Genomic DNA, 12932 nt, shown 5'->3' with positions numbered 1-12932 from the left:
CGGGAGCAGGCGGGCCCGGACGTTTGCCGGCCGTCAGACGTTGTGCTTGCCGGGGTCCTCCCAGTAGAAGCACTCCGGGTCGTACACCGCGGGAGTCGGGTGGCCCCAGGGGCCGGTCAGGCCGCCGAACGCGAGGTTGTCGTGCGTAGGCACGTTGTGCAGGTCCTTCTTGTGGACCTCCATCACCGGATAGTTGCCGACACTGCCCTGGAAGAACGGCCCCTCGTTGATGTGGATCTTGAGCAGTTGCCAGATCAGGCTGCTCCGTTTGACCGGGTCCGGCTCGACCTTCGCCTGGTCGTAGAACTTCCACATCCGCTCGATCGGCCCGCCCTTCTCCGGCTCCATCCGCGGAGGGTGGCGCTTGTAGGGGTCGACGTCTCGTTCCTTGGTCTCCAGGTCCGAGCCCCGCACGGCGTAGTACTGGCCTTCCAGCGGCGCCCAGCGAGAGCTCTCGATCGGCACGATCCAGTACGGCTGGACGAGGTTGCTGCCGACGTTGGACACTTCCCAGTTCGTGTGGCCCATCAGCTTTCCGGAGGTCCACTGGTCGTCGAAGGAGTTCGGCGGGATCGGGACCCGCTTGACGTTCAGGCCGACCGCCTTCCAGTCGTTCTCCATGTACGCGTCGACCTTCTTGGCGTCCGGTCCCTCGTCGGCGGGAAAGTCGATCTCCAGCGCCAGCTTGGAACCGTCGGGCAGCTCCCGCCACCCGTCGCCGTCGGTGTCCTTGACGTTCAGCTCGTCCAGCAGCTGCTTGGCCTTCGCGGGGTCGTACTTCAGATAGCTGCTGCGCCACTTCTGGTAGTCCTGCTTGCCCTGCTGGTCGGCGTTGAACTCCGTCGACGCCGGGCTCGCGGTGCCGGTGGTGGGCGTGCCCTGGTTGAAGTAGATGGCCTTCTGGATCTTCGACCGATCCACGGCGTGGGAGAGTGCCTGCCGGAACTTCGGCTCGCGGAAGAGCTTGCGCAGCTTCGGGTCCTGGTAGTCGTAGTTGAGGAAGAACATCTGCCCGGTGCCCGACCCGCTGTTCCACAGCTGGATGCTCGTGTTGGCCTTGGCCGAGGAGCTCTTGATGCCGGCGTACTCACCGAGACCGATGCCCATGAACGAACAGTGGGCGAAGTCGATCTTGCCGGTCTGGATCTGGAGCAGCGCGACCTGCTGGTCGGAGGTGAGGGTGACCCGAACCTCGTCCACGTAGGGAAGCTGGTTCCCTTCCTTGTCGACCTCGTAGTAGTAGGGGTTGCGCTCCCACACCATGGAGCTCCCCTCTTTGAGGCTCTTCAGCTTCCAGCCGGTCATCGTCGGACAGTCGGGGTTCGTGGCGAACAGGTAGCGCTTGACGAAGTCACCACCCGCGGAGGCCCAGTCCTCACCGACGCTTGGGGTGTACTTGGGGTGGTACTGCTTGAGGTAGTGCTTCGGCATCGACCAGATCCGGCCGTTTCCACCGTCGCCGCCGTTGGCGTAAGCGGCCATCTGCTGGGCGAGCATCGGAGCAGGCTTGTCGAAGGTGACGACCAGGGTCTGCGCGTCCGGCGCCTCGAGCTTCGCGACCTTGCCGCTGCCCGACCGTAGCTCGTCCGGCGGCACCTGGCCGGTACCCGGGTAGAGGGTCCAGTCCTCCCACCAGAACATCACGTCGGCGGTTGTCCACGGCTGGCCGTCGGACCACTTCAGCCCCTTGCGGAAGTGGAACGTCCACTGGGTGGCTTCGGCGTTGGACTCGAAGCTCTCCGCCAGGCCGGGCCCGACGTCCTGGCCGTCGTTGAGCCAGCGCAGCGGCGAGAAGCCGTACATGTGCTCGCGGACCGAGCCGTAGGTGCCACCCGCCGTCGTCATGTCGACGAGGTTGAGCTGACCGCCGTACTTGCCGGGGGTCACCCAGTTGTGCGGCAGGACGTAGGGGTGGTCGGGCAGGCGGTCCTTGAGCGCGGGAAGCTTGCCCGCCTTGACCAGTGCGGCCAGGCTCGGCGCCTCGTGCAGGGTGGAGGGCGGCGTCAGTGGCTTGGTCGCCGAACCCTTCGCGTTCGACGGGCTCTGGCTCTTGCCCGACCCTCCGCCGGACTTGCCGTTGTCACCCTCGGACGACTTCGTGCCGCCGTCGCCACTGCACCCCGCCAACATCGCGGAGCCGGCCATGACGGCGGCTCCGTAGAGCAACGAGCGGCGGGACGGTCCCTGGGACTGGTTCGACTCGTTCGACTGGTTCATCGCGTCTTCCCTTCTCTCCCCATCGGCATGGATGGGCAGGCCGGTTTGTCGGCGCGGTGGCTCTCCCCGGCCCCGTCGAAAAGGGAAGCGCTTTCCTCTCGACACGAAGCGGGCGCGTTTCATTTCCGTCGAGAAGCGCGACGACCAGATCGGTAAAGTACGACTGGCTGATCGTATGTGTCAATCGTCGGACCATTCCCTCAGGAGGTCGTACGGCATGGAAACGTGGGACGCGATCAGAGCCCGCCGCAACGTTCGTTCCTACCGTCCTGATCCGGTCAGCGACGCCGACCTGGACCGGATCGTGGAGGCTGCCCGGCGGGCGCCGTCCGCGTCCAACCGCCAGCACTGGGACTTCGTGATCGTGACCGACCGCGACCAGCTCGCCGAGCTCTCGACGGTGTGGCAGGGCGCGCGTCACATCGCCGACGCCCCCGCCGCGATCGCCCTGGTCCTTCCCCAACCACCCGACGACCGGAACAGCCAGATCGACCAGTACGACCTGGGCCAGGCCACCTACGCCATGGCGCTCGCCGCCGCCGACCTGGGCATCGGCACCGGTCACTCCTCGGTCAGCGACCAGGACAAGGCACGCGGCATCCTCGGCGTACCGGACGACCACCTCGTCGCCTACCTGCTCGGCGTCGGATATCCGGCCGACCGGCCGCTGCGGCCGATCACCAGGCCGAACCGTCGCCCCTTCGACGAGGTCGTCCACCGCGGCACCTGGTAGCCCCGGCCCGACCTGTAGCTCCACCTACGCCGGCCCTTGTAGCGTTGCGAGCGCACGCACCAACGAAGCGATCCACGCGGAGGTGACGAGCGTGTCGGTGAGAGTGGGCATTCAGCTGTACTCCGTCAGGCAGTCCATGGCCCGGGACACCTACGGGACTCTGGAACGGCTGGCCGAACTCGGCTACCGGAACTTCGAGGGAGCGAACCACAACGCCGGCACCGACGACGGAATCGGGTTCGGCGTCCCGGCCAAGGAGCTTCGCACCACCTTGGACCGGCTCGGCATGCAGGTGGTCGGCTGCCACGTCAATCCCCTGGACCCGCAGCGCCTGCCGGCGATCCTCGACTACCACCGCGAGCTCGGCAACACCCAGATCGGCTGCGACATCGAGTTCTATCCGTACGGCGATCTGGACTACGTGCTGCGCCGCGCGGAGTTCTTCAACCACGTCGGGGAGCTGTGCCGCGAACGAGGGATGCGGTTCTACTACCACAACCACTATCAGGAGTTTCAGCTCGTCGACGGTCGTACGGTCTACGACCTCGTCATGGCCAACACCGACCCGGAACTCGTGTTCGTGGAGATGGACACCTACTGGATGATGCGCGGCGGACAGGACCCGGTCGCGATGATCGAGAAGTACAGCGATCGGCTGGTTCTCCTTCACCAGAAGGACTTCCCTCGCGACGCACCCCAGCCCGTGGTGATGTTCGACGGGCCCGTCGACAAGAACGTCGAGATCACGATCGAGTCGTTCCTGGAGACGAAGGACCCGCTCTGCTTCACCGAGATCGGTACGGGCGTGATGCCCATCCAGGCGATCATCGACGCTGCCGGAAAGTGCCCGAACTTCGAGTACCTGCTGCTGGAACAGGACCACACCCAGCTCGACGAGCTCGACTCGGTGAAGCGCAGCCGTGAAGAGTTCGACCGCTACGCGGGCATCTCCTGGGACTGAGTGCACCCTTACCGAGGGGTGTGGCAGGATGCGCGCACCGCATGTGGCGGTGATGTTCTGCTCCAGGGGGATCCTTGAAATCTGTGCGCAACGCCGCCCTGCTTGCGGCCGGGGCGGTCGCCGGTTGTCTGGCGCTGTCGTCACCGGCCAACGCCGAGTACTACGACACCAAGATCACCAGCACCACGATCAACAACGGCAAGCCGATCGTGATGGGGACCAGCGGCTCGATCACCCGCACAGTCCCGGTCACCGTCGAGATCTCCGAGGACTCCGGAGGGCTGGGCACGGTCGACGCCCATCTCCGCAGCTTCGGCGGCCTCTTCTTCCAGTACCTGGAGGGACCGGACAGCGCGAACATGACCTGCGTGCCGCGCACCGCCACCACGCTGACCTGCACCGGCACGGCGATCATCGCCCAGTACAGCCTGGACAACTCCTCCGCCGGCCGCCCGGTCCAGCTGCGGATGAGCGGCTACACCTACGACGGCGTTCAGTACAACCTCTACAGCGATCCCGCCGACAACGTCCTCCTGCTGAAGGAGACCAGGCTGGCGACGGCGAACGCCACCCCCGAACCCGTCCGGAAGAACGCCACCCTCACCGTCACCGGCCGCCTCACCCAGCCCAACTGGAACGCCTGGGACGTCAACGGCGACAAGATCTCTGTCGGCTACGGCGGCCAGCCGGTGCGGCTGCAGTTCAGGAAGGCCGGAGCCACCTCGTACGCCACCGTCAAGACGATCAACTCCGCCACGGACGGCACGGTGAAGACGACCGTCACCGCCACCACGTCGGGGACCTGGCGGTGGTCGTTCGGCGGAAGCAGCACGACCGCGGGCTCGGTCTCCGCCGGGGACAGCGTCATCCTCTACAAGGTCGCGAAGCTCAGCGTGAACGCCTCCCCGGAGCCGGTCGCCAAGGGTGGCAAGCTCACAGTGACCGGGCGGCTGACCCGCGCGACCACCGACGACGCCACGACGTTCGTCGGCTACGCGAGCCAGCCGGTGAAGTTGCAGTTCCGCAAGGCAGGCAGCAGCACCTACGGCACGGTCAGGACCGCCTACACCGACGCGAACGGCTACCTGAAGACGACCACGACGGCCGGCGCCACCGGCTACTGGCGGTGGTCCTACGCAGGCAGTTCCACCGTCGCGTCCGTCTCGGCGGCCGGTGACTACGTTGCCCTGAAGTGACGGACGGAGTCCGTGCGCCGGCCGCGGGACCCCTGTTCAGGCAGGGTTTCCGCGGCCGCCACGTTCTCCGGCAGGGCGGCGAGACCCCACCGTCGGCCGGACGCAAGGTTGGGTTGCGTCAGTCGATCCGGCGTACGGGAATCTCGACATGGAACGCGATGCTGCCCGTCGAGCCGGTCGGCAACGGAACCCGTTCGGTGTTGATGAAGTCCCCGGAAGCGGGCGCCAGGTCCCCCGAACGGCTCACGTGCGCATACACCGCGTACTGCCGTCCGGGTCTCAGGTCGGCCTCGACGACGTACGGGCCCTCCACATCGGTTCGATCGTGCGCTTCGGCCACCGTCTGGGCCACCGCGACGGACGACTCGTCGGCCATGGTCACGTCCTGGATGGACACGCGGACCGTCACCGGCTCCTCGGACGGGGTGGCGAGCGCGTCCGGCGGCAGCACCACGAAGCACGCCACCTTCACGCCCGCCCCCCGACTCATCGGTCCACGTCTGTCCCCGCTCACTCGTCAGTGTGTCACCAGGTCGCTGCCAGCGTCCATGCGAACTGTCCCGATCCGACCGCGCCGCGCCACCAGTTCAGGTCACCGCGGTAGTGGAAAAGGACATCCGCCTTCCCGTCGCCGGTGAAGTCGCCGATCCAGTACGGCCGGCCGTCGTTGATGGCGTGCCCGAAGCCGCGCGTGTTGCCCGCGAGGTTCCAGGTCAGTGAGCCGGTGTCCATCCGCCCGAGCCACCAGTTGTCGTCGCCCGGGAAGTAGAACATGATGTCGGTCGCGCCAGTTCCGGTGAAGTCACCGGTCCAGAACGGCCGGCCGTCGTTGATCGCGTGGCCGAAGCCGCGGGTGTTGCCAACAAATCGCCACCGCAGCTGCCCGCCCGACATCTCGCCCAGCCACCAGTTGTCGTCGCCGGGGTAGTAGAACATCACGTCGGTCGACCGGTTACCGGTGAAGTCACCGGTCCAGAACGGCCGGCCGTCGTTGATCGCGTGCCCGAACCCTCTGGTGTTTCCGACCAGGGACCATCCGAGCCCACCGGCCGACATGGTGCCGAGCCACCAGTTGTCGTCGCCGGGGTAGTAGAACATCACGTCGGTCGACCCGTCGCCGGTGAAGTCCCCCACCCAGAACGGCCTGCCGTCGTTGATCGCGTGCCCGAAACCGCGGGTGTTGCCCACGAACCGCCACCGCAGCTGGCCGCCGGACATCTCGCCCAGCCACCAGTTGTCGTCGCCCGGGTAGTAGAACAACACGTCGGTCGAGCCGTTGCCGGTGAAGTCGCCGGTCCAGAACGGCCGGCCGTCGTTGATCGCGTGCCCGAAGCCGGCGGTGTTCCCCACCAGCCGCCACTGGAGCTGGCCACCCGACATCTCGCCCAGCCACCAGTTGTCGTCGCCCGGGTAGTAGAACATCACGTCGGTGGTCCCGTTGCCGGTGAAGTCGCCGATCCAGATGGGGCGACCGTCGTCGAGGTTGCCGAAGCCGGAAGTGTCACCGACCCGGGTGAACGACAACGCACCCCCGGTCGTGGTTCCGAGGTACCAGACCTGCTGGGCGGGCGCGTAGTACAGCAGGCTGTTCGCCACGCCCGGTACGAACCTTCCCACCCAGGCATTGCGTGAGTTGGGATACAGGTTCGGATACATCACCGCGACCGCGGCCCGGTCCCCGACACTGAGCCCGGCCCGCTGACCCATGATGACGCCCGGGGGCATCGGCCGGAGCGCTTCGAGCGTCACCCGCGTCCTGCCGTCCGGATCGACGATGCCGAACGCCGTGGCGCCGTAGTGCATGATCGAGCCGTAGTCGTACCCTCCGACGTCATCGCCGTCGTTGATGTGCTGGTCGAAGTTGTGTGCCTTGCCGGACTGGATGTTGGCCCAGTTGACCCGGACGAACTGGTCGCGGTCCTCGCGGGACTGCTCGTGCCACAGGCCGACCGCATGCCCGAGCTCGTGCACGGTGGCGCCGAACCCGCAGCCGGCGGACAGGTTGACGGTCTGTTGACCGCCCCGCCGGCCGACCGCGGAGCTGCACTCGGTGGAGTCCTGACAGGTGAGCCACGCGGGGTCCCCTGCCCGTCGAGCTCTGAAGGACAGCCGGGTGCGATCGTGCCAGTGGTCCACGGCACGGTTCAGCGCGTCGCGAGCGGTTTGGGTCAGGTTGCCGGCGGCCTCGAACGGGATCCGCCCCAGCGGCCAGCGGAAGTTTGCCCCCGGAATGATGACGGCACCTGCGAGCAGCGACTCGTCGTTCTCCGGGGGAACGACGTCGACGACGGTTCCGGGCCTCACCCCGGCGTGCAGTCCCTTCGTGAAGTCGCGCGCCGACTCGGCCGCGGCGCTGACGCCGTTCTCGAGCTCCTCGACCGTGCCGAGGATGATGTCGCCTTCGAAGATCGCCAGGCCGTCCCGTACCTCGAACTGGACGGGGACGTCGATCAGTCCCATTCGTGTGATCAGCCCGGTCCGGACGTCGCCCCGGCCCTCGGCGAGTTCGCCCGCGGGCTGGGTCTCGACGGTCCTCTCGGCGGAAGGGACATCGATCGCGTCGTCGGTTGCGTTCCTGTCTTCGGTAGGTGGGACCATGATCGGCTCCTGTTTTCGGGACTTTGTTGAGGCTGTGTCCGGCCGTGGAAGAAGGCAGCGCGTTACGCTCACCCAGAGGGCGTGCAGGCCTGCTCGGGCGGTGACGAACCAACGAAGGCGTGGTCGCAGACAATCGAGAGTGCGCCTATGAGAATCGCCACCCCACAACTCCCCCCAGCGAGCTGCGATGCACTGCGAACGTCGCCAGGAGCAGTGCCGGCAGCTCGATTGCACGCAAGCATCAACCCATGATCCACTCCCCACAAGACTCCTGTTGATCACGAAGCGATCACAGTGCGACTGGACTGGGGTCATGCCGTGGCCGGCAGCCCGGAGCTCTGGTCATGGACCGTCAAGTCCTGCTTGCGCACCCTGTGCCCGTGACCTCTTGCCGTGACCTGGTGGGCGAGCGAACGGACGTCGGCCGGGGGGTCGCGCGTCGACCACCTTGGCTCTTGACGCCCTCCGCCCGTCGCTCCATGCTCACGGCAAGACTTTGAACGCAAGCGACTCCCGGGCTTCTCCTGCCGCACGGATACAACCGGCGGTACACGGCCCGCGGAACGGAGTCCCCATGAGTTCTCTTCTGTACGGAGCCATCACCCGGCGCAGACTTGCTGCGCCCAGCACAGCTTCGCTCGCGTACGCGAGCGAACCGGCCACGCAGGCCGCGAAGAGTGTGCGGCAGGCGGCACCTACGGCCGGCCAGGTGCAGGACGAACCCGGCAAGGCGCAGGGCGGCCAGGAATCACTGCCCCTGGAACAGGTTGGCCGATGGCAGGACGCGGTGGCCGCACTGGTGCCTGCCGAGGTACTTGCTCTGCATGGCGTGGCGATGAGCTACGGCTCAACGACCACGGGCAGTGGAGGTGACTCCGTTACCCGCATTACCTACCCACACCAGATGATGGTTGTCTATCTGGTGCTCATGGTGCTGGCGGCCGGGCTGTACCTGCTCTCGGTAAAAGAGGTTTCGGGCTGGCAGAACTGGGTGCGGGCGGCAATTCCTGTGGGCGCCTTCGTCGCCTGGACGATGATTCAGCCGAATACCGCCTTCGACGCCTTTCCATTCGGGTTCAGCTCGTTCGGCCGGGTCATGACAGGTCTGTTCCTTGCGGTCGGGCTCGGTATTCTGGCGAACGCGATGGCGAAGAAAGCGGACCAGACGTAGCCGCATCAGCTGGGCCGGAGCTCACAAGGTGCCGCGTGTGTCGCAGCCGTTCGGCCGCCAGGCATGCCCTGCCCAGCGCCGCGCGGACGTCGGCGGCGCTGTTGCCACTGCACTTGATGCCGTAGAAGAGGACCGCGTTCGTCAACGTGACGCCCGCCGCGTAGACGGGCAGGTCGGTGGCGACACCAAGGTGCATACACACCAGGATGACCGCCACGGTGAACGTGTAGAACGTCGACGACGGCGCCCAGCGGCAGAACTCCTCCAACTCGGCGATCCGCCCCGACGGCACCGTGGACAGTCCCGCCTTCCGCGCCTCGGCCACAGCCGTCTGTGCGAACCTGCGACACGTCCAGTTGCACAGTGACGTGACGACCATCCCGATCGTCGTACACACCGGCCACCACGCCTGCTGAACCAAGGTGGTCGGCACGACGAGCACGAGCCCCACGACAGTGGCCAGCCGCATGTGCACTTCGGCAAGGACCGCGAGCCTGCTCAGCCGGCCCTGTCCAAGGCCCGTCACCAGCGGGGTGAGACCTGCGAACAGGTTCTGGTAGTAGCGCGCGCAGACCAGCAGGAAGCTCAGGCACACCATCCGGGCCGGCAGGTTGGCCACCAGGTCGGGGACGCGGTAGTCCGGCTGTCGTAAGTCGTCGAGGTACGGAAAGGTGTCCGGCGACGCACCACTGAGTCGGCTCAGCGCGGTGACCGCCTGGTTGCCCCAGTCCCAGCCGAGGTCCCGCGCCCACCACCACAGCACGATCGTCGCCGCGACGTACCAGGCCGCGCCCGACAACCAGGCCCAGAAGAGAAGCCAGCGTACGTGCATCCCACGGGACGGATCCCGATACAGGCCCTGGCGCCTACGGACCTTCCACAACCGCCACTGGCTTCCCGGCGCACCCGACAGCGGCCTGAACAAGCCGACCAGATCGGCCAGCAGGCCCGGCGCAGTCGAACGATCGTTTCGTGCCGCCTGGACGCCGGCGAGTTCCTCGTCCAGCAGGGTGCGCAGTTGTGGGTACAACGGCTCGGCCGGATCGGGCCGGAAGAGCGACAGCCGATGCGTCGGCTCGCCGTCGACGAGATCCTCGATGAACCTCGCCAGGATCGGGGTCTCCGCGTACAACGAATCCGGGACGAAACCGTCCTGGTGACGCTTCGGCGCGGCGGCGGTGACGAGAAGCTGACCGAGGGAGAAGAGGTCGGAGGTGTACGCACCACTGCCGCTGCGGCGCACCTCGGGAGCGACGTACCCGGCGTCCGGACCACCCTGACCGGCGACCGCGTGCACGTAGAGATAGTTGACACCGAGGTCGATCAGAACGTATTCACCGCTGTCCGCGTTCACGATGATGTTCGAGGGTGACAGGTCGCAGTGCCGCAGATCGACTCGCTCCAAGTCGGCCAACGCCGCCAGGAGCGCCCGGCCGACCTCCTCGAGCAGGTCGACCCGGACCACGCGTTCCTCCGACGCCCTTCGCCGGCGCAGCATCCGGTCGCGGAAGCGCTTCGGCATCACTCGAAGAAGACTCGACTGCCGGGCCGCGGGCGCTTCGTCCGCACGGCGCGCCAGGTGTTCGGCCAGTGTCTCCCCCTCCACGAAGTCCATCAGGATCCAGTTCGGACTACTGGCCCACACCCGCACCACGTGCTTCAACTTCTCGGTGGGCTGGCCGTACTCAGCCATGTAGTCGTCGGTCGACCGGACCACGCTCGCCGAACGCAGGAAGGGGTGGAGCAGGCACTTCAGGGCGTACGTGCTGGCCCGGCCGTGAACCTCCTCCGCGGTCCCGGTGAGAATGAACGACGTCGTGCCGTGCCGATGGAAGGTGAGTTCGTCGAACCTGGCCTTCTCCCACTCCTTCCAGGCCGGCCGCTCGTTCGTTGCCGTTCGACTGAGGGCCTGGTCATCGCCAAGCCCTGCTTGCGGGCCGTACAGCGTACGGATCGCCGCGCGCACGACGGGCTCGGCGACCAGGGGCCTGCAGATGCCTTCGCAATCGTGGGTTGACGGCAGTGCAGCCGTGTCTGCCTGCGTACGACCATGCCGGACCTCGTCGGAGTGACGCAGTGACACCAGTGTCAGCAACGTGAACCCGACGTAGCCGAGCACCGAGCTCGGGTCCTCGTCCGACCGCACCCTTCGGTGTCTGGCCGCCGTCCACCACTGGTGGAGGTCCTCGATGACGGCGTCCCACGGGCGTTCGAACCGGACGAGGAAACTGGACGCGTCGGTCGGTAGGTCCATGAGCAACCGTTTCCAGTCACGGTCGCTCCAGGCGGTCAACTCGGACTCCGCCGCACGGCTCGCGCTCTGATCCGGGACGAGGAGAAGAAGGACGGTGGCGAAGCGTTCTTCGGTCGCGGCGCCGGAAGGGACGCCCTGGCCACCATGCTGGTCGGGCGACGACAACGTGCTCCCCACCGTCGAACCTCCCCCAACAAGGTTCGGGATGTCGACTCGTTGATCACAGTATCCGCGAAGACCATCATGCTAACGGCAGCGTCAACAGTCGTCGCGAGCCGCATGAAGGCACGACGGACGCAGATCCGGCGCGTAGGTCGAGAGTCCGCCCGGAAGGACCACTGGACTGGCGAAACATGAGGAGTAGCATCGATACGAACGAACTGCTCGATGTCTCCATCTGTGAATCGCAACGAGCGCGCTGGTGGCGTCCATGAAACCGTTTCGCACTACCTGGACCGAGTTCCAGGGGGACTCGGCCAACAGCGGGTACGCCGCCGTACGAACGGGCGGTTTCTCAGATCATCGATGGCGCCGCAGTACGCCGTCTCCCGGTGGTGGATCTCCGATCATCGACCCACTCGATAATTCGATATATCTCGCCGATGGCGTCGGACAGCTGCGAAAGTACCGTGCCCTGAACGGCGTGGAACTTTGGAGCAGGTCCGGGGGAACCAGCGAGCAGTGGGGATCCACGCCCGCCATCGACGATGCCGGCCGCGTCTACTCGCTGTTCTCCAACTTCATGGAGAGCGTCCTCGTCTGTTTCGACCGCGACGGAAACGAACGCTGGCGCTGGACGCCGCAGGGCCCCGCCGACGATCCCGATCACCGGACCCTCCTGTTCGGCTCGCCGAAGGTGTGGAATCTCTCCGACGGTGGCGCCCTGGTGTTCCTCAACCTGGCCTATCTGAACTTCCCACTTGATCGCCAGTGGACGTTGCTGATCGCCTTCAACCAGGACGGCCTGGTGCTCGCGAATGTGTGGTACAGCACCACCTTCATCTTCACGGCTGGAGGTGGCGGTGGGTTGTCACGGGTTCTGCCGGCGACGCATGAGGGCTGCCAGGACACCGAGATGGCGGAGAGGAGCCACGAGCGGCCCGTGGACCATGGCGACACCACGGCCGCAAGAGCCTCGTTGCCAAGGACGCAGCATCTGTGGGAGCCGACGTGTGCGGCCATCGACGGAGCCGCCGCCGACCTCCCGATTGTGATAGTGACCGACGGCATCGCTACCGTCGCGGCGTTCCAATGGGGTCACGGACGCAATCCCCTGACACAGCTGTGGATGAAGTACCCATCCCGCGACGGTTTCCCGCGTCTGACCCCACCTGCCGTACTCCCCAACGGCCTGCTGGCGATGGGCTGCAGCGACGGTGAACTCAAGTTGCTGGACCCGTTGACGGGCGAGTTCCTGAAGCCTTGGCCCGATCTCGAGACACCGATCGTCGGCACGCCGGCATCGTTCCTGCGCCAGATCTACGTCACGACGCGCGACGGTCACGTCGCGATGGTCGATTCGAACGGCAAGCTGACGAGGAAGGTCAGCGTTGCGGCACCTGTCGCCTCGTCGCCACTTGTCACGGCCACTGGCGTCTACGTCACCGCCGCCAACGGCTTCTACCAGTTCGATCTGTTTCTCAACAAGATCTGGACCTATGCTCTCCGGCCGGCAGGGATCTCCTCCTTCGCGGTCGGGTCGGACGGATCGCTCTACGTTGTTGCCGGGGACCAGTTGCACGGCTTCTCGCCGCCGCGTTAGTCCTCACGTCGCCCACGCAGCCAGGCCCGATGCAGGAGAC

9 protein-coding genes are annotated in these 12932 nt (G+C 66.4%); 5 read left to right on the top strand and 4 right to left on the bottom strand.

Features of this window, described 5'->3' with window-relative positions:
• Positions 1-33: 33 nt before the first annotated feature.
• Complete coding sequence (locus ABZV93_RS08470; protein WP_354932404.1) at positions 34-2217, bottom strand: ABC transporter substrate-binding protein; 2184 nt, start codon at positions 2215-2217, stop codon at positions 34-36.
• A 217-nt stretch (positions 2218-2434) separates the two neighbouring features.
• On the opposite strand from ABZV93_RS08470, the gene ABZV93_RS08465 reads away from it, so the two are divergent.
• The 3 genes from ABZV93_RS08465 to ABZV93_RS08455 all read left to right on the top strand — a co-directional run bounded on the left by ABZV93_RS08465 (position 2435) and on the right by ABZV93_RS08455 (position 5107).
• Positions 2435-2950 (top strand): nitroreductase family protein, encoded by a 516-nt coding sequence (locus ABZV93_RS08465; RefSeq protein WP_354932402.1) that lies wholly within the window; start codon positions 2435-2437, stop codon positions 2948-2950.
• Between the two features lie 91 nt (positions 2951-3041).
• Positions 3042-3911: a sugar phosphate isomerase/epimerase gene (locus ABZV93_RS08460; protein ID WP_354932400.1), complete on the top strand. Its 870-nt coding sequence runs from the start codon at positions 3042-3044 to the stop codon at positions 3909-3911.
• 74 nt (positions 3912-3985) lie between these two features.
• Positions 3986-5107: a hypothetical protein gene (locus ABZV93_RS08455; RefSeq protein ID WP_354932398.1), complete on the top strand. Its 1122-nt coding sequence runs from the start codon at positions 3986-3988 to the stop codon at positions 5105-5107.
• Positions 5108-5225: 118 nt separating this feature from the next.
• On the opposite strand, the gene ABZV93_RS08450 is transcribed toward ABZV93_RS08455, so the two are convergent.
• Positions 5226-5597: a hypothetical protein gene (locus ABZV93_RS08450; RefSeq protein WP_354932396.1), complete on the bottom strand. Its 372-nt coding sequence runs from the start codon at positions 5595-5597 to the stop codon at positions 5226-5228.
• Positions 5598-5632: 35 nt separating this feature from the next.
• Positions 5633-7705 (bottom strand): M12 family metallopeptidase, encoded by a 2073-nt coding sequence (locus ABZV93_RS08445; protein ID WP_354932394.1) that lies wholly within the window; start codon positions 7703-7705, stop codon positions 5633-5635.
• A gap of 574 nt (positions 7706-8279) precedes the next feature.
• Here ABZV93_RS08445 and ABZV93_RS08440 point away from each other — a divergent pair.
• A complete protein-coding gene (locus ABZV93_RS08440) occupies positions 8280-8876 on the top strand; it encodes a hypothetical protein (RefSeq protein ID WP_354932392.1) in 597 nt (198 codons plus the stop codon).
• Here ABZV93_RS08440 and ABZV93_RS08435 read toward each other — a convergent pair.
• Complete coding sequence (locus tag ABZV93_RS08435) at positions 8800-11307, bottom strand: serine/threonine-protein kinase (protein WP_354932390.1); 2508 nt, start codon at positions 11305-11307, stop codon at positions 8800-8802. The two genes, ABZV93_RS08440 and ABZV93_RS08435, sit on opposite strands and share 77 nt — an antisense overlap.
• A gap of 466 nt (positions 11308-11773) precedes the next feature.
• On the opposite strand from ABZV93_RS08435, the gene ABZV93_RS08430 reads away from it, so the two are divergent.
• Positions 11774-12892 carry a PQQ-binding-like beta-propeller repeat protein gene (locus ABZV93_RS08430; protein ID WP_354932388.1) on the top strand — a complete coding sequence of 373 codons (1119 nt, stop codon included), beginning with the start codon at positions 11774-11776 and terminating at the stop codon, positions 12890-12892.
• Positions 12893-12932 lie beyond the last annotated feature (40 nt).

The organism is Actinopolymorpha sp. NPDC004070 (assembly GCF_040610475.1).
Classification (GTDB): Bacteria; Actinomycetota; Actinomycetes; order Propionibacteriales; family Actinopolymorphaceae; genus Actinopolymorpha.
Note: the sequence above shows the minus strand (reverse complement) of the source record. Positions and strands in the feature narration are given on the sequence as shown.

Coding starts and splice junctions, on each gene's coding strand:
- ABZV93_RS08470 (WP_354932404.1), bottom strand. CDS start 2,217: ATGAACCAGTCGAACGAGTCGAACCAGTCCCAGGGACCGTCCCGCCGC.
- ABZV93_RS08465 (WP_354932402.1), top strand. CDS start 2,435: ATGGAAACGTGGGACGCGATCAGAGCCCGCCGCAACGTTCGTTCCTAC.
- ABZV93_RS08450 (WP_354932396.1), bottom strand. CDS start 5,597: ATGAGTCGGGGGGCGGGCGTGAAGGTGGCGTGCTTCGTGGTGCTGCCG.
- ABZV93_RS08445 (WP_354932394.1), bottom strand. CDS start 7,705: ATGGTCCCACCTACCGAAGACAGGAACGCAACCGACGACGCGATCGAT.
- ABZV93_RS08440 (WP_354932392.1), top strand. CDS start 8,280: ATGAGTTCTCTTCTGTACGGAGCCATCACCCGGCGCAGACTTGCTGCG.